The following is a 20895-nucleotide window of genomic DNA, read 5'->3' as shown; positions in this document are numbered from 1 at the left end:
TAACGTAGAAAGGACGCGCCATGCGCCAGCACCAGGAGGCCCCCACCGAGGGGGAAGTTGCGATGCTGCGGGAAAAGGCCCGCTACATCCGGCTTGAGACAATCAGGTTGATTGAAATTGCCAAGGTCGGGCATTACAGCTCGGTCTTTTCGTGCGCCGAGATCTTTGCGTCGCTGTACTACGACGTGATGCGGCTGCGTCCGGGCGAGCCGCATTGGCCCGATCGCGACCGCTTCCTGATGGGCAAGGGCCACGCCGCCGTCGGGCTGTTTCCGGTGCTGGCCGACCACGGCTTCATCGACCGCGCGTTGCTGGACGGCTATACGCGCCTGGGCAGCCCGCTGGGCGACCACCCCGACATGAGCAAAGTCCCCGGCGTCGATTTCAGTTCCGGTTCGATCGGGCACGCGCTGTCCAACGGCGTCGGCATGGCCATGGGTGGCCGCATGAGCCAACGCGACTTCAACACCTTCGTGATGCTGGGCGATGGCGAAATGCAGGAAGGCCAGGTCTGGGAAGCCGCGCTGTTCGCCGCCCACCACCGGCTGTCGCGCCTGGTCGCCATCATTGACCGCAACGGCTACCAGCTGGACGGCAAGGTGGACGACGTGATGGGCGTGGAATCGCTGCGGGAAAAGTGGCTGGCGTTTGGCTGGGACGTGCACGAGGTTGACGGCCATAACCTGCGCGACCTGACCGCGCTGCTGCGCCGCCTGCGCGCGGACGACACGCGCGACAAGCCCGCCTGCGTGATCGCCAAGACGATCAAGGGCAAGGGCGTGTCCTACATGGAAACCGAGCCGGGCTGGCATCTGGGCTACCTGGCGCCGCAAGACGCGCAAAGCGCCGTCGACGAAATTCTTTCCCGCGAGATCTGAATGGCACAGGCACAAGTCCTATCCCCCGACTCCTGGCAGTACCGCGCGCTGAACGCGGTGAACCCCGGGCTGTCGTACCTATCCGATGCGCTGATTGAATTGGCCCAGGCCGGGCACCCGGTGGTCGCCGGCTCGGCCGACCTGCAATACTCCAACGGCCTGAACCGCTTCGCCACCGCCTACCCCGACCGCTACATCCAGTTCGGCATTTCAGAGCAGAACATGGTGTCGGCCGCCGCCGGCCTGGCCACCACCGGCATGATGCCGTTCGTGGCCACCTTTGCGTCTTTCCTTGGCTTGCTGTGCTGCGAACAAATTCGCATGGACGTTGCGTACACGAAGCTGCCCGTGCGCCTGATCGGCCATCACACCGGCATCAGCCTGGGGTTTTATGGCACGTCGCACCACGCCACCGAAGACATCTCGACGATGCGTGCCCTGGCCGGCCTGACGGTCGTGTCGCCCGCCGACGGCCCGCAGCTGGCCGCCGCTATCAAGGCATCGGTCAATTGGCCCGAGCCGATCTACTTTCGCATCGGGCGCGGCCGGGATCCGCAGGTTTATGAAGACGGCACGCCGTTTGAATTCGGCCGCGCCATCATGCATTCCACCGGCTCTGACTTGAACATCATTGCCTGCGGCATCACGCTGCACGCCGCACTGGCCGCCGCCGAGCAATTGCGTGCGGATGGCTTGTCCGTGGGCGTGATCGACATGCCGACCATCAAGCCGCTGGACCGCGATGCGGTGCTGGCCGCCGCCGGCCAGGCCCGCCGCATGATGACGGTGGAAGAGCACAATGTGCTGGGCGGCCTGGGGTCTGCCGTTGCCGAAGTGTTGGCCGACGCCGGCACCGGCACGCGCCTGCGCCGCCACGGCATCTACGACGAATACAGCCTGATCGCGCCGCCCACGACGCTCTACGCGCATTACCAGCTGGACGCGGCCGGTATCGGCGCCGTCGCCCGCGAAGTCATCGCATCCTGAATCTACCGCTTTTGAATCTGGAGAACCCATGAAGGAAATCACCGGCAACACCCGCCTGTTCGGCATCCTGGCCGACCCCATCCATCACGTGAAAACGCCGCAGCGCATGAACGAACTGTTCGCGCAGCTGGGCTACGACGGCGTCTGCGTGCCGTTTCACACCCGCCCCGATAATCTGGCCGCCGTGGTCGAAGGTTTGCGCCGGCTGGAGAACCTGGGCGGCGTCATCGTGACGATGCCGCACAAGACCGCCATCCTGGACCTGGTGGATGACGTGACGCCGGTGGCGCGCAAGATCGGCGCCGCCAACGTGGTGCGCCGCGATGCCGACGGCAAGCTCACCGCGCACATGCTGGATGGCGAAGGCTTTGTGCGCGGCCTGCAAACCGCGGGCGTGGACCTGCGCGGCAAAAGCGCCTACCTGGCGGGCGCGGGCGGCGCGGCCAATGCCATCGGCTTTGCCTTGGTGCAGGCCGGCGTGTCGCGGTTGACCATCGCCAACCGCACCCCGGCCAAGGCCGAGGACCTGAAGGCGCGCATCCTGTCGCTGCATCCCGACGCGAACATCGCCGTGGGTACGCCCGACCCTTCGGGCCATGATGTGGTGGTCAACGGCACGTCGCTGGGCATGAAGGAAGGCGACGCGCTGCCGCTTGATACCGAGCGCCTGACGCCCGAGCAGCTTGTGTGCGAAGTCATCATGCAGCCCAAGGACACCGCGCTGCTGCTGGCCGCGCAAGCCAAGGGCTGCAAGGTGCATTACGGCGCGCCGATGCTGGTCTGCCAGATTGCATTGATGGCCGAAATGCTGGGCGTGACGGCACCCAAATAAGCCTGCCAACTAAGCCTGCCAAGTTAGGCAGGCGGCGGACATCAGGACAAGGTGTAGAACGATGGGCGATTTCGATTTCATTATTGCGGGCGGCGGCACGGCGGGCTGCATCCTGGCCAACCGGCTCAGCGCCGACGGCAAGCATCGCGTCTTGATGCTGGAGGCGGGCCAGGAAGCCCGCAGCATGTGGATTTCAATACCGGCGGGTTTTTCCAAGCTACTGGTGAACCCGGACTACAACTGGCGCTTTGCCACCGAGCCCGAAGACAACGTCTATGGCCGCACCATCGCCGTGCCGCGCGGCAAAGGCGTGGGCGGTTCCACCTTGATCAACGGCATGATCTACGTGCGCGGCCAGCCGCGGGATTACGACGGCTGGGAAGCCGCGGGCGCAACCGGGTGGAATTACGCCCAGGCCGAGCGGCTGTTTCGCAAGATCGAGCATTACGAGCGCGGTGGCGAGACACGCGGCAAGAACGGCCCCATGCATTTGGAAGAAGTGGCCGAACGGTTTCCCGTGTCCGACGCGTTCCTGCGCGCCGCGCAAGAAGACGGCCAGCCCTTGAACCCTGACTACAACAGCGGCAAGCAAGAAGGCGTGGGCCACTACCAGGTGCTTCAGCACCGTGGCCGCCGCTGGAGCGTGGTGGACGGCTACCTGAGGCCGGCCGCCGGGCGCAAGAACCTGCGCGTCGAATGCGGCGCGCACGTGACGCGACTGGTGTTTGAAGGCAAGCGCTGCGTGGGTGTCACGTACCGCAAGAACGGGCAGGAACACACCGTGCGCGCCGCCCGCGAAACCATCCTGTGCCTGGGCGCGGTGCAGTCGCCGCAGTTGCTGGAACTGTCCGGCATCGGCAACCCCGCCTTGCTGCAATCGTTCAACATTGCGCTGGTGCATGCGCAGCCGCAAGTGGGTGAAAACTACATCGACCACTTCGCCACCCGCATGAATTGGCGGGTGAAGGGCACGGTGACGTTGAACGAGATGTCGCGTGGCTGGCGCCTGGCGCAGCAGGTGGCGCGTTATTACACCCGCCACACCGGCATCCTGACGCTGGGCACGGGGCTGGTGCACGGCTTCGTGAAAAGCGCGCCCGATATGCCCACGGCTGACGTGCAGTTTTTCTTTGTGCACGCCAGCTACGCCAATGCCGCCGAACGCATCCTGGACCGCCAACCGGGCATGACGGTCGGTGTGGCGCAGCTGCGCCCGGAATCGGTCGGCACCATACACATCAAGTCGGCGGACCCCCTGGCGGGCCCGTCCATTCGCCCGAATTTCCTGTCGGCGCAGATTGACCGCGACAGCTTGGTGGGCGGCATGAAGGTTGCACGGCGCATTGTCGGGCAACCCGCGATGCAGCCCTATATCCAGGCCGAGCTCAGCCCCGGCGACGCGGTGCAAAGCGATGAACAATGGTTGGACTTCGCGCGCCGCAATGGGCAGACCATCTATCACCCCATCGGCACCTGCCGCATGGGGTCGGACGCCGCCGCCGTCACCGATGTGCGCCTGCGCGTGAACGGGGTGACGGGCTTGCGCGTGGTGGACGCATCGGTGATGCCGAAGATGGTGTCGGGCAACACGCAGGCCGCCGTGATGATGGTGGCCGAGCGCGGCGCCGAGCTGATTCTGGAAGACGCCGCCACGGCGTGATCGCGCACCGCGGCACGATGAGACAATGCGCGCCGGGCCGGGTAGCCCGGTGCGCATTGTGGTTTCTGGACGATCGGTGATTGACCCGATCAACGGATCAGGAAGCCCGCGCCGACCGGATCGTTGCGATCAATGACCCAACGCGCGGTGCCCAGGATGCTGGCCGTGCCCTTGACGGTAGGACGCACGGCGCGCGTGCCGTTCAAGTCCACTTCGCCCAACAAGCAGCCTTCAAACGTGCCGCTGCCCAGCAAGCCTTCGGACTTGATCGGCTGGTTCAGCCCCATCTTTCCGCGCGCTTCGAACATGGCCATCATGGCGCTGGTGCCGGTGCCGCCGGGCGAGCGGTCCAGCTGGCCGGCGCTGAACACGTGCACGTTCTTGTAGAACGCGCCTTCGATTGTGGGCTGGTGCCAGAAGGTGATGAAGTTCAGGTTGTTGATGTGCGCTTCGGTCGGATGCTGGATGCGGTGGCGCGCGTTCAACTGATCACGCACGATCAGGCCCATGCGCGACAGCTCGGTGCCGTTGTCCGGCGAGATGCGCAGGTCGCAGCCCGACAGGTCGACGATGCCGAAGTAATTGCCGCCCCACACGATGTCGGCCGACAGCTTGCCGTAGCCCGGCAGTTCCACCGGGATGTCCTGCGCGGCCACGTACGCGGGCACGTTTTCAAAGCGCGTCCACAGCACGTTGTCGCCTTCGGACGCGACTTCCGACACGACCAGGCCCGCCGTGGTTTCAAAGCGGATCTTGGTGATGCCGTCCTTGCCGCGCGCCACCAGGCCGTTGGCCACCATCGCCATGCTGACGGCAATGGTGCCGTGGCCGCACATGTGCGAATACTCGGTGCCGTCGATATAGATCAGGCCGGCATCGAATTCCGGGCTGGACGGCGGCGTGAGGAACACGCCGAACATGTCCTTGTGGCCGCGCGGCTCGCGCATCAGCGCCTGGCGCAACCAGTCGTAGTTCTGCTCCAGAAAGGCCCGCTTTTCCAGGATGGTGCATCCGGCGGGGTAGGGGATGCCGCTGTGCACGATGCACAGGGGCTCGCCTTCGGTATGGGTATAGATGACATCGAACGCGTCTTGCTTGCGCATGACTGTGGCTCCAGACTAAGTAGGATGAAGGGGAAAAGCGGATGGGGGAAACTATTTGCCGCGTTCGGACAGCATGTCCAATCCGACGGTCAAATCCAGGATGACGATAGCGATCACCGCAACCACAATCGTGGCGCCCGATACGGCTGCGATGGTCGGATCGATCGTGTACTGCACATAATTGAATAGCTTGACGGGTATGGTGTTCAGGTCCGCCGTGGTGTTGAAGATGGATAGCTCCACGTTGATCCACGACGAGATGAACGCGAAGATGGAACCCGTGACGATGCCGGGCCGGATCTGCGGCAGCACCACCAGGAAGAACGTGGTCCACGGGTTGGCGCCCAGGTCGGCCGACGCCTCTTCCAGCGCGCGTTGTTCGGGCGTGAGCAACGTCAGCGTCGAGCGCAACACGAACGGCGCGATGATGACGATGTGCCCGATCAACAGCGACAGGAAACTGCGTGTCAACCCAAAGTAAGCGCCGTACTGCAACAGCGCCGCGCCCAGCACAATGTGCGGCAACACCAGCGGCGACATCAGCACCGATGTCATCGCCGCCTTGCCCGGGAAGTCATAGCGCGCCAACGCCAGCGCGGCCGGCACCGTCAGCAACACCGCCACCACGGTGGCCGCCAGCGCAAGCACCGTGCTGGTCGTGAAAGCCGCCACGTAGCCGGCTTCGACCAGCAGCGTGCGATACCAGTCCAGCGTCCAGCCGTGCGGCGGAAACGCCAGGTACGGCGTGGTCGTGAACGACGAGCCCAGGATGACGACCAGCGGCAGCGCCAGGTAGGCAAGCACAGCCAGCGCGATCAGGCGGATCAGGTGGCGGGCGATCATCGCGCGGCTCCCGGCAAGGTGGCGGCGCGGTTGGCCAGCGCCACCAGGATCAAGGTGAAAACCAGCAGCACCATGCTGAGCGCGCCGCCGTAATGAAAGTCGAAGACCGAGCTGTATTGCTGGAAGATCAACATGGACAAGACCGATATCCGTCCACCCGACAGCAGTGCCGGCGTCACATACGCGCTGACCGCCAGCGTGAAGACGATGATGGCGCCGGACACCACACCCGGCAGCGTCAGCGGCCACGTGATGTGCAGGAAAGTGGCGGCGGGGCTGGCGCCCAAGTCGGCCGAGGCGTGCTCGCAAGCCGGGTCGACGCGCGCCAGCGCATTGCCCACCGCCAGCACCACGAAGGGCAGCAGCACGTACACCATGCCGATCAGGATGCCGGTCTCGGTACCGATGAAGCGCACCGGCCGGTCCGCCGCGCCCACGCCTACCAGCGCCTGGTTCACCAGCCCGTTGCGGCCCAGCAGCACCATCCAGCCGAACGCGCGCACGATGTTGCTGGTGAACAAGGGCACCACCAGCAGGATCACGCAGAAGCGCCGCCACGCCTGCCATCGCACGACGCGCACCAGGTACCAGGCCAGCGGATAGCCCAGGATCACGCAAACGATCGTGGTGAAAAAGGCCAGCCGGAAGGTCGTCAGGATGACGTCCCAGTGGTACTGGTCTGCCAGCACGCGCAGGTACTGCTGCGCGGTCAAGGTCATGCCGCCCGCGCTGTCGGGGCCGGCGGCAGCACTGGTGATGCTGGCCACCGCAACCACGGCCAACGGCGCCAGGAAGAATGCCGCGAAGAACAGCGCGGGCGCCGCCAGCAGCAAGCCGGGCGATAGCCAGGTGCGGCGCGTCATGGTTGTTCACCGATCAGGTGCAGTTGTTCGGGCGCGAACGACAGGCTGACGGTCGCGCCCGGCAGCAAGCCCGACGGCGCGATGCCGCTATGGCGCGCCACGACCGTCTGCCCGCCCACATCCACGTGGATCATGCTGTGGCTGCCCACATTGATTACGTCGGCCACCACGCCCGTCAACCTGCACGCGTCTTGCCCGTCGGCCAGGCGCAGATCTTCCGGACGCAGCACCGCCACGCCGCGTGCGGGCGCGGCATGGCCCGCCAGCGGGACCAGCACGCCTTGCGTATCCAGACGCAGCGCGTCGTCGTCCGCCGCGGTATACGTCATGAAGTTCGCGTCGCCGATAAATTCCGCCACGAATCGTGTGGCCGGCCGGCGATAGATATCCGTGCCCGCGCCCACCTGCTCAATGCGCCCGGCGTGCATGACGACGACGCGGTCCGCCATCGTCATTGCTTCTTCCTGGTCATGCGTGACGAAGATGAAGGCGATGCCCAGCTTGGCTTGCAGATGCTTGAGTTCCAGCTGCATGCGCTTGCGCAGCTTCAGGTCAAGGGCCGACAGGGGCTCGTCCAGCAACAGCAGCTTGGGCTGGTTCACAATGGCGCGCGCCAGCGCCACGCGCTGCTGTTGGCCGCCGGACATTTCACGCGGGTAGCGCGCACCGAAGTCGGCCAGCCCCACCATATCCAGCGCGGCGCTTGCGCGATCCGCCGCGTCCTTCTTGGATGCACCCTGGCGCCGGGGACCGTACGCCACGTTCTCCAACACGGTCATGTGCGGAAACAGCGCGTAGTTCTGGAACACCGTATTCAGCGGGCGGTGGTGCGCGGCCAGGCGGCTGATGTCCTGGCCCTCGATCAGGATGCGGCCCGATTCCGGCGTCAGAAAGCCGGCAATCGATCGCAGCAATGTGGTCTTGCCGCAACCGCTGGGCCCCAGCAGGGCCACGAATTCCCCCTGCTGGATGTCCAGGTCGATACGGTCCAGCGCCTGGTAGGCGCCAAAGCGCATCGACACGCCTTCGATGGAAAGCAAAGCAGACATGGTCGACCCCGGCCTAGCGCTTGCGAGCGACTTGGCGGTTCCACGCGTCGGTGACTTCGGCGCGGCGGCTGTTGATCAGGTTCCAGTCGAACAAGCTCAGGTTCTTGACGGAACCTTCGGCGCCCCACGGCAGCTTGCGGGCCACGTCCGGCGGTACCTGCACGCCCTTGACGGCCGGGCCCAGGTACAGGCGCGTGGCCAGGCAGGCGGCGGCGTCGGGCGTCAGCGCGGTGTCGATGAATTTCTTGGCGGCCGCCGCGTTGGGCGCGCCCTTGACCAGATGCAGGCGGGCGTCGGTGGCCCACGCGCCTTCCTTGGGTACGGCAAAGCCGATGGGCAAGCCCTTGTCGATCAAGTCCCAGGCGCCCACGTTGAAGTGCGCGCCGATAATGGCCTCGCCACTTTGGTAGGCGTTGCTGGCGGCGCCCGAGCTGTCAAAGAACAGCGCGGTGTCCAGCGAGGCCAGCTTGGTGTAGAGCGGCGCCAGGTTGGACGGATCTATCGCCCAGACGCGCGCCAGGAAGAACACGAACGGCACGCCGGAAGAGTTGGCGGGGGACGGCACGGCCACGGCGCCGGCGTACTCGGGCTTCCACAAGTCCTTCCAGCTGGTTGGGGCCTCGCGCACTTCCTTGGTGTTGTAGGTGATGCCCAGTGAGTAATAGCCGGTGCTGACCGCGTAGGCCGCGTCGCCATTGCGATAGACGCCCTGGTCGATCACATTTTTCAGATTGGGAATGGTGGCCGGGTCCAGCGTGTCCAGCACGCCGGCCTGCGCGGCCAGTTCGCTGATGCCGCCGTCCATCCACGCCACGTCGATCGTTGGCGCGTTCTTTTGCTGTTGCAGCTTGGCCAGGGTGGTTGTCGACGTGCCCACTTCAGGCACCACCGTGACGCCCGTGGCCTTGGTGTAGGGCTCGGCCACGCAAGCGCGAAACGCATCGCCCCAGTTGCCGCCGTACCAGGCGACGGTGATCTTCTGCTGCTGCGCACCGGCGGGGCCGGCCATCAAGAGGCCGGCGCCCATCAGGGCGGCGGCCAAAGCGCTGCGGGTAAGTGTTGCCATCGTGGATTCCCCTTGTCGATTTGTTGGCATGTTCCGGAAGTCTGAGCCCAGTGAGGCGCTTGCCGACATTGCCATGGATGCATCTTGGGCGATGCGCGGGAAAACGAGCTTGAAGGCGCGGGACAAAAACTTGAATAATTGCGTCATGACCGCCACCGACAACCCCGCCGCCGAGTCGCCCTCCTATGACGACGCCCACGACGCGCTGCCTCGGGAAAAACCCGCATTGAACGTCGGCATCGTGTTGATGGACCAGTTCACGCTGGCCGCTTTCGCCGGCCTGGTGGATGTTTTGCGCCTGGCGGGCGACCACGGTGGCCGCAGTCGTCAGATCCATACCTCGTGGCGTGTCATGAGCTGGGACGGCAAACCGCGCCGCGCCAGCGCCGGGCTGACGATCGATGTTGCCGACGGCTTGCCGGCCGACCCCGCCGAATTCGACTACGTCGCCGTGTGCGGCGGCAACGACTACATCAATGGCCGCATGCCGGAACCGCTACGCGACTGGCTGCGGCTGGCGGCGGCAAGGCGGGTGCGCCTTCTGGGCATCTGCACCGGAACGTTCGCCCTGGCGCAGGCCGACGTGGTCGGGCCGCGCACGGTCTGCGTGCATTGGAATGTGCTGGATGCTTTCCGTGCGCGCTTTCCGCAAACGCGCGCGGTCGTGGACCGCCTGTTCGTGGACGAGGGCGACCTGATTTCCTGCGCCGGTTCTACGGCCGCCATCGATCTGGCGCTGTATCTGGTGGCCCGGCATTGCGGGCGGGACAAGGCCCAGCAGGCAATGCGGCACATGATGCTGCAAGGTGTGCGCCCCGGCCGGGTGCCGCAGGCGCATTTCCGCACCGACTTGTCCGGCATCCAGGACCTGCGCGTGCGCCAGGCTGCGCACTTTATCGAACAGCGCATCGACAATCCCCCGCCGCTGGACGCCATTGCCCGCTATGTCGGTGTGGGGCGACGGCAACTGGAGCGCGCGTTCCGGCAGGCGACAGGAAAATCCCCGATGGCGTTCCAGCGGCAACTGCGGCTGGAATATGGAAGCTGGTTGTTGCTGAATAATCCTTGCAGCATTACGCAGATTGCGTTGGACTGCGGATTTGCAGACGGCGCGCATTTCTCGCGTGATTTCCGCGCGCACTTTGGCGTATCGCCGCGCCAGTATCAACAGGCCCAAGGCCTGCAACCCCAGGGGCAGGAAGACAGCGTCAACGCCTTGCCCGCCTGAGCCTGCCCCCGACGCAAGGAGACGGCATGACCTACGACCTTTGGTATTGGGAAACCATTCCCGGACGCGGTGAATTCGTGCGCCTGGCGCTGGAAGCGGGCGCCATCCCTTATCGCGAGCGGGCGCGCGAGCCGGGCGCCTCGGACGATGCGTTGATCGAAGATATGCGCACGCCGCGTCCGCATCCTCCATTTGCGCCGCCTTATCTGGTGGCGGGCGAGATGACGCTGGGTCAGACTGCAAATATCCTGCTGTTCCTGGGTGAAAAGCACGGCCTGGCGCCCGAGTCGCTGGAAGGGCGGTTATGGGTCAATCAGTTGCAGCTGACCATCGCCGATATGGTGACCGAGGCGCACGACACCCACCATCCCATTTCGGCCAACGATTACTACGAAGACCAAAAAGAAGAGGCCGCGCGGCGCGCCCGGCCTTTCCGGGAAGAGCGCATTCCGAAGTTCCTGTCCTATTTCGAGCGCGTATTGGCCGGGCCGAAGGCATGGTTGGCGGGCGAAGACCGCTGGACCTACGTGGACCTATCGCTGTTTCATCTGGTCGATGGCTTGCTCTACGCCTTTCCGAAGCGCATGGGGACGGTGGCGTCGAATTATCCGAATGTGATGGCGCTGCATGCGCGCGTTGCGGCGCTGCCCGCATTGCAGCCCTACTTTGCCAGTGGCAGGCGGTTGCCCTTTGGCGAATGCATATTCCGCCAGTATCGCGAGTTGGACGCAGCCTGATCGTTTGCACGACGCGCCAGAGGCAAAAGCGGGAGACATTAACGGCTCGCGCATGGTCGATATTAAGTGACAAGCCGGACAGTATTTTATAAGGGACGGATAAATCCCGATGACGTTTTTCATATTAATAAAAGGGCCGGTTCCATATATGGAGTCGGCCCTTTTTAGTTAATTGTCAGAAACTACAATGTGCCCATGTGGTAACTCAGTTTGCACCGGGTTTATACCAACATAGAAACCCATCAGGATTATCGAATAACGCGATTTTTTTTCGTTGAACGAGCCAAAAGGTGGAGAAACGTACGTTTATAGGATTAATATTTTCGACTAGATACATTCTGAACGGTTTATCTTCTTAGTCGGTTTCGTCGCCGTTGGCGCGACGGCCATACGTGGTAGTGCATGCGGCGCGGCGTGCATCGCCTAGGCAGGGTTGGGACGCGCCAATCGGTTCTGATTTGAAATTACCTTTTGGTCATCGGCAGCACTTCGTCCGACTTTGGCAGGAGAAACCCTATGCAATGGATCACATTAAGCCGGCTGTTCCGTGGAAATCGCGGCATGCAAAAGGCCGACCTGTACGGTCAGATATCCGCCATTCACAAAGCGCAAGCCGTAATCGAGTTCGACCTTCAGGGCCATGTGCTCATGGCGAACCAGAACTTCCTGGACACGATGGGTTATACGCTGGATGAAGTCGTGGGACATCATCACGGTATGTTCGTAGACCCTGAAGAACGGGAATCAGCGGAATACGCGGCCTTCTGGCACAAGCTGGGCCAGGGCGCCTATGACGCCGGGCGCTATCGCCGTGTGCGCCATGACGGCACGGACGTCTGGCTGCAAGCCTCGTACAACCCCATTTTCGATAAGCGCGGACGGCCGCTCAAGGTCGTGAAATACGCCACCGACATTACCGACCAGCAACAACGGCAAGCGGATACCGAAGGGCAGTTGGCCGCGATTTCGAAAGTGCAGGCGATTATTGAATTTGAACTTGACGGCACAATCATCCGCGCCAATGACCTGTTCTTGAAAACCGTGGGCTATCAGGCCGCGGAAGTGGAAGGCCAGCATCACAGTATGTTCGTGCGCCCGGACGAAGCGCGCGGGGCGGCCTATAAGGAGTTCTGGCGCAAGTTGCGCAGCGGCCAATATGACACCGGCCAGTATCTGCGCATCGGCAAGGGCGGCCGCCAGGTCTGGATCGAGGCCAGCTACAACCCCATCTTCGACGCCGAGGGCCGCCCGTTCAAGGTGGTGAAATTCGCTACCGACATTACGAAGCGCTTCACCGCGGCGCAGACCTTGCGCGTGGCGGTCCAGGGCCTGACCGAAAACGCCGAGCGCGCCAGTCAGGCCAACGCGCTGGCGCTGGACGCCAGCCAGGTGGCCGAGCAGGGCGGCAAGACCGTGCAGGGCGTGGTGCGCACCATGGGCGCCATTACGGAAAGCTCGCGCCGCATATCGGAAATCATCGGCGTCATGGACGGCATTGCGTTTCAAACCAACATCCTGGCCTTGAACGCGGCGGTAGAGGCTGCGCGGGCCGGCGCGCATGGCAAGGGCTTTGCCGTGGTTGCGGCCGAGGTCCGCAGCCTGGCCCAGAGCAGCGCGGCGGCCGCCAAGGAAATCAAGGGCTTGATCACCACGTCGGTTGAACAGATCGAAAGCGGCGCGGGGCAGGTCCAATCCGCCGGGGTCACCATGGAGGACATTGTGGCGTCGTCGCGCCGCGTGACGGAAATCATGGCTGAGGTGGTCAATGTGTCACTGGCGCAGTCGGCCAAGCTGGGCGGTGTCACGCAAGACATCACGCAGATGACGGCCGACGCCGAACAGACCTTGCGCGCGACGCAGGCCAGCGCTGACGCGCAGGCGGCGCGGGCTAGCCGTCAGCCCGCGGGCGTGGTCAAACCGGTGACCGCCGCGTTGCGCGCCCGGCCCGCGGCCAATACGGCGTTGCCGCCGGCGCCGGTCTTGGAGTACGTGCGGTACTGAAGCCGGCGCCGATTGCGCTATAAAGACGGTATTGTTTGAATCCCAGGCCTGGGCCGGAGCATTCCCGCCCAGGTCGATTTTTTTGCGGCCACCGTCCATGACTGAATCCGAAGCCCTGGCTCTTGCCTCTCACCGCCACTACAAGGGCGGCCTTTACCGTTATGTGGGCACGGCCCGACATTCCGAAACCGAAGAGTCGATGGTGGTGTACGAACACCTGTGGCCTCACGAGCGCGGCCTGTGGGTGCGGCCGGCTTCGCTGTTTTTTGGCCAGTTGGCTGATGGGTCGCCCCGTTTTGCGCCCTTAGCTACAACGACCGTGACGCCGTGACGTTCTTTTATCGCCGCGCACGCACGGGGGTGTCGCCCGCGCTGACGACATCGACCGATGCATTGGCCGGACCTGCCGGCAAATCCACCAGCGGAACGCCGGCAAGAACGTCCGCAAGAACGCCCGCCAAGACGCAGGCTTCGGCGGCCTTGGCCTCGGCGCTTCAAGCGCTGCGGGGGCCATTCATCGTGGCCGACCTGGAAACCACCGGGCTTTCAACCGCCACCTGCGAGATCCTGGAATTTGCCGCCGTGCGCGTCGAAACCTGCGGCACGCTGGCGCGCGAATACACGCAGGTGGTTCGAACGTCGTCGCCCGTGCCGTCCTTCATCACCCGCTTGACCGGTATCACGCAGGCCGAAGTCGACCGTCACGGCGTGCCGGTGATGCAGGCGTTTTCGTCGTTTCTTGAATTCGTCGAAGACCTGCCAGTGTTCTTTCACAACGCGTCTTTTGACCGGCGTTTTCTGGGCGCCACGGCGGATCGCACCGGCCTGCCGTTCGTCAATGCCACGCATTGCACGCTGGCGTTGGCGCGCCGCGCGTGGCCCGAATTGCCCTCCCATAAACTGGAAATCCTGGCGCGGCACGTGGGTGCATCCAACCCTACCCACCGGGCGCTGGCTGATGTGCGCACCACGGTCGCGGTGGCGCTGGCGGCCAATGCGCGGCTGGCCACGGCGTAGGAACGAAGATGTCGGATCTGCAAGATATCAAGCTGGCGCTGCGGGCCTTCACGGCCGAGCGGGCCTGGCAACCTTTCCATTCGCCCAAGAACCTGGCGATGGCGCTGTCGGGCGAGGCAGGCGAGCTGGTGTCGCTGTTCCAGTGGCTCACCGAGGCCCAGTCGCGCGAGATGACGCCGGCGCAACTGGCGCACGCCGCCGACGAGATTGCCGATGTGCAGATGTACCTGGTGGCGCTGGCGGATCAGTTAGGCATCGACATTGCCGATGCCGTGGCGCGCAAGATGGTGAAAAACGCCGAGAAATATCCGGCGGACCGGTTCGCGGGCAGCGCCCGCAAATACGACGATCCGCCTGGCGAAGCCTAATGCCTGACGCCTGACGCCTGACGCCTGACGCCCGGCGCCTGGCGCCCAGACATCAGGCGCCGGGCGGTCAGATCACCTGCTGTTCATGATGCACCACGGGCGGCTCGACGAAGAACCCCGCCACCAGCTTGCGCCATTCCTGGAAGTCGGGCGATTCGCGGAAATCGACCATGTGGTTTTCAACCGTTTCCCAGGCCACCACCAGCGTGTAGCGCTGCGGTTGCTCGATGCTGCGGTGCAGTTCCATGCCGTGGCATCCGCGCGCGCGCAGGAACAGCGGCTTGGCCTGCGCGACGCCCGCTTCGAACAGCGCTTCCTGGCCCTCGCGAACGTGGATGCTGGCAATTTCCTGGATCATGACGAGTCTCCAAATAAATGGGGCCGGGTAAGCACCGGCCGGCCGGAGTAGTATGGCTGAAAATTTCTTGCTTAGCCTGTTCATGAATTCCCGAGCCGCCGTCCTGACTCGTCTCATTACCCTGCGCCTGTTCTGGTATGTGGGCATCGGCGCCATTGCGCTCATGGCCCTGTCACTGCACACACAGTTCAGCGTAGCGGTCTTGCTGTCGGCCATCGCCGTCTACATTCCCCTGTCGATGCTTTTCTTGCCCCTGATGGCGTGGCTTTGCGTCCGGCGCGGCACGTCCGCCAACAGCGACAGCTTGCTGTCGCCCTGGCCCGCCTGGCTGGCCGGTTTGTCGGGCATCGCACTGCTGGTCAGCTACCACCTCGTGTCCGACCTGGACCTTGCCGAATGCGGCTTCCTGTTGCTGCTGGTGGCCGGCGACCTGTGGTTGGCGCGCCGCGAGTCGGCACAATTGCTGCGCATTGTCAGCTTGTCGCAAGGCTGACAGTAAGCCTAAAGGTCACTCGCGCGCTCATCCCCGGCGTGCGCGGTAGGCCCCTTGTCCGAGCCGACCGCGCGCCAAGCCATCCTTAGAGTTGAAGGTCGGCCCGCGGGCACGGCACGCGCCTGCGACTTTCATCGGCCATACGCACGGCGTAATGCCGGTTGGCATGCCATTCGTGCGGCCCGCTACCTGCCTTTGACTGCATCCTTACGGAACCGGTCGCCCGTTTAGCCGATATCGACGAGCCTAGGACGGAGCAATCATTCCGTACCAATACGAAAGTCCCGCGCCCAACATTTCAGTCAGGCGCCCGGCATGACGTAGGGGTCCGCGCCGGTAGGCCACCGGCACCTGAGCATCCGTATGAAACGGATCAGGAGGAGCTCAAATGAAAAAGCTCGCAGTCGTCGCAGCGCTGTCATTGTTTGCCGCATCCGCGTATGCCAGCGGTCCAAACATGCCTTCCGTGTCGATCACCGGCCACGCCGGCACGATCAATGGCACGGCTTCATCCATCTCGACCGGCAGTTCCGTCGTGGCCACCCAGGTCAACGGCTACGGCTCGTCCAGCCAGACCTCGTTTGGCGAAACGGGCGGCGTGGCGCAAGTTGGCGGAACGTTCAATCGGGACGGCACCACGGTGGTGACCAGCACGCGGCAATATGCCACCAGCGAATCCTACGGCCACATTTCGGGCAACGCGCCGATCATGGTCGGCGACAGCATCGCCAACGGCGGCGCCTCGTTCGGGAACACGGAAACCAAGGCAACGGCCTCCGGCACCTTCGCGTCCGCCAACATCGGCGCATTCGGGGCGATTGGTGGTGTGGGGTCGATGGGTCACGTTGGCGGGTTCAATCGCTGACCGATTTTCCGGACGGCTACGGCCGTCCGGTCGAGAGGACATCATGAAGAAAATCGTGTTTGCCATCACGCTGTCGCTTGCAGCCGGCTCGGCCGTTGCACAGACCAGCAATTCAAGTTCCACGACGTCTGCATCGTCGGGGGCAACCAACGCCGGCAACAACCAGGGCATTACGCTGAACTCGAACAACAGCGGATCCAGCACCGTGAAGACGGTGCCCCCGGTTGGCGGCCAGAGTTTTTATGGTTCGTTTTCGTCCGATAGCTGCATGGTGTCCGCCGGTGGCGGCGGGTCCGTGGTGGGCTTCGGCATGAACGTGGCCATTCCGATCGAAGACCAGAAGTGCAGCCTGCGGCGCAATTTTGAACGCACCATGCAGGCCGCCGCGTCGACGAAGGACGCCGATCGTTCACGGCGGCTGGAAACGGCGGCAATCGACATCCTGTGCCAGACCGACGACCGCACCAAGGCGGCGTTGGTGGCGCAAGGCTTGTGCACCAATCCCGCCTTGACGACGGCCGATCACCGCTTTGACACGACGGCGGTCGCACAGGCGGCCCCGACCACGGCGACCGCCGGAGCGCCCGCTGTGGGGACGCAGCCCGCCGGCACTTTGGCGGCACCCTCGCAACCCCAGGCGCAATTACGCCCGCTTGCGACTACCGCCGCCTTGCAAGCGGTGCCGGTGCAAACCGCGCAAACCACCGCGCTGGCCTCGCCGCCGCTGCGCAATCCGCGCCTGGAGCGCCAGCGCTTCGCCGACCTGTATTCGCCGGGATGAACTGGGATGAACTGGGATGGCCGGGCTTGAAGCGGGGCCGGTCGCGATGAACCGGCTGGTGCCTACGCTGAGGGCGGGGGCGCCACGGCAGCGGTGGGTTCGGGCGGGTTCGGCGGGCCGGGGGGCGCCGATGCCAGCAGCATGGTGGGCGGCGACGAGACCTCCAGGCCCGCATCGTGCAGACGCTTCAGAACGGTGAACAGCAAGGCGCTGCGTACGCCATAGGCGGCGCGCGGCGACGATACGTAGCCCTTGGCGTTAAAGATCAGATGGCCATTTTCCAGGCCATCCAAAAATACATTGGGAGCCGGGGTGTCCAGCACATCTTCGTGGTCGGCAAAGGCTTGCAGCATCAGTTCGCGCACGGCTTCCGCATCCGTTGACAGCGGCAGGGGCAGCTTGATCTGCACCAACCCAAGCGGATTGGACCGCGTCACGTTGCGCACCGTCTTGGTCACGAACTCCGAGTTCGGAACGATCACGGTCGACCGGTCGCCCATCTGGATTTCCGTGGCGCGCACGTTGATGCGCAGGATGTCGCCTTCGACCCCGCCCAACGACACCCAATCGCCCACCTTGACCGGGCGCTCGGCCAGCAGGATCAGGCCGGACACAAAGTTCTGCACCACGGCTTGCAGGCCAAAACCGATACCCACGGACAGCGCGCTGGCAATCCACGCCACGCGTTCCAGGCCGATGCCGGCGGCGGACAGCGACAGGGCGAACGAGATCACAAAGCCCGCATAGCCGAACAAGGTGGCCGCCGACAGCTGCATCCCCGGGTCCAGCTCGGTAGTGGGCAGATAACGGTTGGACAGCCAACGCTTAAGCACCTTGACGCTAAGCAGTGACAAGGCCAGCACCATCAGCGCCTGCAAGACAGCGCCAGGCCGGATCTGCGCTTCTCCGATCGCCAGGCCTTTGCGCAGCTGGTCAAAGCGCTGGAGCAGGTCCATCGGGCCTTCGCCAAACGGTGCCAGCAGCAGGATGATGGCAAGCAGGCCCACCGCCACGCGGCCCACGCCGGACAGCAATACGGCCGCCTGGTCGCGCAGGCTGGGACCTTCGCGTTCGCCGTCGCGGTGGGACGTGCCCAGCAGCGTGCTGAAACCGTCTTCGATCAGTGTCGACAGCAGATAAGCGGACGCCATCACGATCAGGATCCACAGCACCTGTTTGGCCAGGAACGCGCCAAAGGCCACGTAGCCGGCCAGCAGGCTGGCCATGCCCAGGATCAGCACGGCCCAGACCGCGCCAAGCAACAGCGACACCCAGAAGGGCGCGGGCGCCTCGTTTTCCTGAACGATCTTGCGCCGCAAGCGCCGGCCGATGGCCAGCACCGTGCTCATGGTCGCCATGATCAACACGGCCACGATGCCGGTCAGCGTGATGGTCGTCGTCAGGCTGGCGTTAAGCAAAACGGGCAGGCGCTCGGCCAGCCAGATCATGACGACCAGCGTGCCCAGCAGATTGGGCAGCCAGTGCAAGCGCGCGGCGACCAGGTCATGGATAGGCGGCAAGCGCCACGACGGCCGGTTGCGCGACAGCAGCGCGTTGCCCAGGCCCGACACGTAGCCGCCGAAACAGACCGTGGCTACCAGCGTGGCCAACAGCGCGGCCGTGTTGTCGGACAGCTGCGAATTCCAGTCCAGGCCGGTATGGATCAGCAGGGCGATGACGCCCGGCGTCGCCACCGACAACATCACCTGCGCCACGGCCAGGAACGAGCGGCGCAGGCGGCCTGGCGGCACGCGCGTCGCGGTCAGCTTGAGGATCAGGCGGCCGATCCAGATTCGAAGTGCGATCACCAGCGCGGCCATGGCAATCAGCAGCAGCCAGCCCCATTTCGGTGTCTGTCCGATGGCTGTGGACAGGTCGTCACCCAAGGCTTCCAGGCGTTCCAGATCGCGCGGAAATTCGGAACGGAATTCCGTCCAGAACTGGCTCGACAGGAAGGAATCGCGGCGCTCGCCCATGCGCGCCTGGAATTGGGTTCGCCGCTGCGCCGAAATCTGTTCGGCGGTTTGGCCGGCGTCCACGGACAGCAGCCGGGCCAGCTTCAGCTGCGCGTCCAGGGCGCGGCTGTTCTTTTCCAGTTGCGCGCGCTGCGCCGCCACGTCGGGCGCTTCTTTTGCGCCGTCGGGCGGAGCGCCCAGCTCGCTCAGCCTGGCGGTCACGCTGGCCAGTTGCGGGGTCAGCGCTTCGGTAGCCGCATCGGCCTTGGACTGGATGTCCAGCGCGTCGCCGCGTTGCTTGACCAGGGCGGCGTCGTCGGTCTCGTCCGTGAAACGCTTGCGGATGTCGTCAATCTGCTTGCGAGCCGCCGCCAGCACCGCCTCGGTTTCAGTAGGGTTGGGCGGCGGCGCCGCGAAGGCGGGCATCAAGCACAGCGACAGCAGTATCGCGGCGAGAAAGGCGGCGAACGCGCGCATGCGCCCGTGGCGCAGGCTGGGGAAAAAAGGGGAGGGGATGGGGGTCATATTCCGGGGGCGAATCACTCGCGTCGAGGCGGCAGCATAACAAGCCGCGAGCCCCGCCGTTGCAACAAAAATAGTGCTGTGTCCCCGGTTCAAAATTCCTTTTGCCGCGTGGCAAGTCAGTCTTCTGCCCACCGGATAAATAGGGCCGGATTCCGCCCGAAAGGCCTGGACACCGCCGCTAGCCCAGGCGCCTTCGAAAATCCTGTTTACCAGGCCAACGTTTGGATTCAATCGGCGCGCGGCGCCGGCCCCCTCGTGCCGGACTTTTTGGGCTTGCCCAACACCGCGTCGCACACCTCCAGCCAGGCGCGCGCGGCGAACGACAGGTAGCCGGACCGCAACCAGATATGGCCCACCTCCCATTGCATGCCGGACTTGGCCAACTTGGCGGTGCTAAGCCCGCGCGTCTTGATGCGCTGCATCAGCGGTTCAGGCAGCAGCGCCACGCCAAGCCCGGCCGACGCCATTGCCACCAGAAAGTCCCAGTGCGCGCTTTGGGCGGCGATGCCGGGCTGAAAACCCGCGTCGGCAAACGCCTGGCGCAGCCGACGAGTGATGGCGAAGTCGTCGGTGGGGATCAGCAGCCGCGCGTCGCGCAGGGCGCTAAGGGGCAGCGACGTCTTTCCCGCCCAGGGCGCATCTGGCGGCCCGATCACCCAGATCGGGTAGCGCCCGAAGGGCTGCGCGGCCAGCCCACCGTCGGGCGCAATGGGCAGGATGGTGGCGCCTACCTCGAGTTCTCCGCTGGCGACCAGCGCCTCGACGGCTTGGCCGGTGCCTTCGCGCAAGGTCAGGTGGATGCCGGGGTGCAGTTCTCGGAAGCGCTTGACCACCGGCGTGAACAGCAAGTTGATCATCGGCGGAATACCCACTTCCAGCGCGCCCCGCCGCACGTCGGCGGTCTGGCGCAGTTCTTCGGTTAGTTGGCGCATGGTCTCCAGCACCTGCAAACCGCGCAGGTACATCACGCGCCCGGTATCGGTGGGCCGGGCGGTGTGCCCATCGCGAATGAGCAGCGGCGTGCCCGCCTCTTCTTCCAGCTGGCGGATCATTTTGCTGACGGTGGATTGCGTCACGAACAGCGTCTTGGCCGCTTGCGTGAAGCTGGCGTGCCTGACCGTTTCAACGAAATACCGCAATGCGCGCACGTCCATGGCGGCAGGCTCCCGGTGCGCTCGTGGGCGCAATGACCATTCAAACGATGAAAAAAACGACTGATTTGGATGATTTTAAGTCATTACGAGATTTCAACGCGCCTTCCTATACTGCGAAAAATTCGTCCCGGA

The 20895-nt window shown here is 64.5% G+C and carries 21 protein-coding genes; 13 read left to right on the top strand and 8 right to left on the bottom strand.

The features are described from left to right. Positions 1-20: 20 nt before the first annotated feature. From DVB37_RS20315 to DVB37_RS20300, 4 genes are all read left to right on the top strand, one after another. Entirely contained in the window at positions 21-878 is an 858-nt protein-coding gene (locus DVB37_RS20315) for a transketolase (RefSeq protein ID WP_104144509.1), read from the top strand. Further along, on the top strand, positions 879-1865 hold the full coding sequence (locus DVB37_RS20310; RefSeq protein WP_120156585.1) for a transketolase family protein: 987 nt from the start codon (positions 879-881) through the stop codon (positions 1863-1865). It abuts the gene before it with no gap. A gap of 28 nt (positions 1866-1893) precedes the next feature. Further along, positions 1894-2697, top strand: a complete 804-nt coding sequence (locus tag DVB37_RS20305; protein ID WP_120156584.1) for a shikimate dehydrogenase — start codon at positions 1894-1896, stop codon at positions 2695-2697. A 61-nt stretch (positions 2698-2758) separates the two neighbouring features. Continuing rightward, entirely contained in the window at positions 2759-4357 is a 1599-nt protein-coding gene (locus DVB37_RS20300; protein ID WP_120156583.1) for a GMC family oxidoreductase, read from the top strand. Positions 4358-4446: 89 nt separating this feature from the next. On the opposite strand, the gene DVB37_RS20295 is transcribed toward DVB37_RS20300, so the two are convergent. Genes DVB37_RS20295 through DVB37_RS20275 form a run of 5 tightly spaced genes read right to left on the bottom strand, consistent with a single transcriptional unit; the run spans position 4447 to position 9281 of the window. Next, complete coding sequence (locus DVB37_RS20295; protein WP_120156582.1) at positions 4447-5460, bottom strand: proline racemase family protein; 1014 nt, start codon at positions 5458-5460, stop codon at positions 4447-4449. 51 nt (positions 5461-5511) lie between these two features. Then, entirely contained in the window at positions 5512-6303 is a 792-nt protein-coding gene (locus tag DVB37_RS20290; protein WP_046806185.1) for an ABC transporter permease, read from the bottom strand. Then, entirely contained in the window at positions 6300-7166 is an 867-nt protein-coding gene (locus DVB37_RS20285) for an ABC transporter permease (protein ID WP_120156581.1), read from the bottom strand. Before DVB37_RS20285 ends, DVB37_RS20290 begins: the two co-directional genes overlap by 4 nt. Next, positions 7163-8215 carry an ABC transporter ATP-binding protein gene (locus DVB37_RS20280; protein ID WP_120156580.1) on the bottom strand — a complete coding sequence of 351 codons (1053 nt, stop codon included), beginning with the start codon at positions 8213-8215 and terminating at the stop codon, positions 7163-7165. The genes DVB37_RS20285 and DVB37_RS20280 overlap by 4 nt, the downstream gene beginning before the upstream one ends. A gap of 13 nt (positions 8216-8228) precedes the next feature. Continuing rightward, a complete protein-coding gene (locus DVB37_RS20275) occupies positions 8229-9281 on the bottom strand; it encodes an ABC transporter substrate-binding protein (RefSeq protein ID WP_120156579.1) in 1053 nt (350 codons plus the stop codon). Positions 9282-9426: 145 nt separating this feature from the next. Between DVB37_RS20275 and DVB37_RS20270 the strand changes: the two genes are divergently transcribed. From DVB37_RS20270 to DVB37_RS20245, 6 genes are all read left to right on the top strand, one after another. Then, positions 9427-10509 (top strand): GlxA family transcriptional regulator, encoded by a 1083-nt coding sequence (locus tag DVB37_RS20270; protein ID WP_120156578.1) that lies wholly within the window; start codon positions 9427-9429, stop codon positions 10507-10509. Between the two features lie 26 nt (positions 10510-10535). Further along, the gene (locus DVB37_RS20265; protein ID WP_120156577.1) at positions 10536-11246 is read left to right on the top strand and encodes a glutathione S-transferase; all 711 of its coding nucleotides are present in this window, start codon (positions 10536-10538) and stop codon (positions 11244-11246) included. A 516-nt stretch (positions 11247-11762) separates the two neighbouring features. After that, positions 11763-13247 (top strand): methyl-accepting chemotaxis protein, encoded by a 1485-nt coding sequence (locus DVB37_RS20260; protein ID WP_046806180.1) that lies wholly within the window; start codon positions 11763-11765, stop codon positions 13245-13247. Between the two features lie 97 nt (positions 13248-13344). Next, complete coding sequence (locus DVB37_RS20255) at positions 13345-13578, top strand: DUF1653 domain-containing protein (protein ID WP_046806179.1); 234 nt, start codon at positions 13345-13347, stop codon at positions 13576-13578. Positions 13579-13607: 29 nt separating this feature from the next. Then, positions 13608-14264, top strand: a complete 657-nt coding sequence (locus tag DVB37_RS20250) for a PolC-type DNA polymerase III (protein ID WP_370512762.1) — start codon at positions 13608-13610, stop codon at positions 14262-14264. An 8-nt stretch (positions 14265-14272) separates the two neighbouring features. Beyond that, positions 14273-14632 carry a nucleotide pyrophosphohydrolase gene (locus tag DVB37_RS20245; RefSeq protein WP_104144500.1) on the top strand — a complete coding sequence of 120 codons (360 nt, stop codon included), beginning with the start codon at positions 14273-14275 and terminating at the stop codon, positions 14630-14632. Positions 14633-14699: 67 nt separating this feature from the next. Here the strand turns inward: DVB37_RS20245 and DVB37_RS20240 are convergent, their stop codons facing one another. Continuing rightward, entirely contained in the window at positions 14700-14990 is a 291-nt protein-coding gene (locus tag DVB37_RS20240) for an antibiotic biosynthesis monooxygenase (RefSeq protein ID WP_046806177.1), read from the bottom strand. Between the two features lie 52 nt (positions 14991-15042). On the opposite strand from DVB37_RS20240, the gene DVB37_RS20235 reads away from it, so the two are divergent. From DVB37_RS20235 to DVB37_RS20225, 3 genes are all read left to right on the top strand, one after another. Then, the gene (locus DVB37_RS20235; protein ID WP_240433946.1) at positions 15043-15483 is read left to right on the top strand and encodes a hypothetical protein; all 441 of its coding nucleotides are present in this window, start codon (positions 15043-15045) and stop codon (positions 15481-15483) included. Positions 15484-15871: 388 nt separating this feature from the next. Beyond that, positions 15872-16348, top strand: a complete 477-nt coding sequence (locus DVB37_RS20230; RefSeq protein WP_046806176.1) for a hypothetical protein — start codon at positions 15872-15874, stop codon at positions 16346-16348. 43 nt (positions 16349-16391) lie between these two features. Continuing rightward, on the top strand, positions 16392-17129 hold the full coding sequence (locus DVB37_RS20225; protein WP_120156576.1) for a hypothetical protein: 738 nt from the start codon (positions 16392-16394) through the stop codon (positions 17127-17129). Positions 17130-17191: 62 nt separating this feature from the next. Here the strand turns inward: DVB37_RS20225 and DVB37_RS20220 are convergent, their stop codons facing one another. After that, entirely contained in the window at positions 17192-19609 is a 2418-nt protein-coding gene (locus tag DVB37_RS20220; RefSeq protein WP_120156575.1) for a DUF3772 domain-containing protein, read from the bottom strand. A gap of 227 nt (positions 19610-19836) precedes the next feature. Continuing rightward, positions 19837-20763, bottom strand: a complete 927-nt coding sequence (locus tag DVB37_RS20215) for a LysR family transcriptional regulator (protein ID WP_046807946.1) — start codon at positions 20761-20763, stop codon at positions 19837-19839. Positions 20764-20895 lie beyond the last annotated feature (132 nt).

The sequence above is a fragment of the Achromobacter sp. B7 genome, from assembly GCF_003600685.1.
In the GTDB taxonomy this organism is placed as follows: Bacteria; Pseudomonadota; Gammaproteobacteria; order Burkholderiales; family Burkholderiaceae_B; genus Achromobacter; species Achromobacter spanius_B.
The sequence above is the reverse complement of the archived record's forward strand: the minus strand, read 5'-3'. Positions and strand labels throughout refer to the sequence as shown.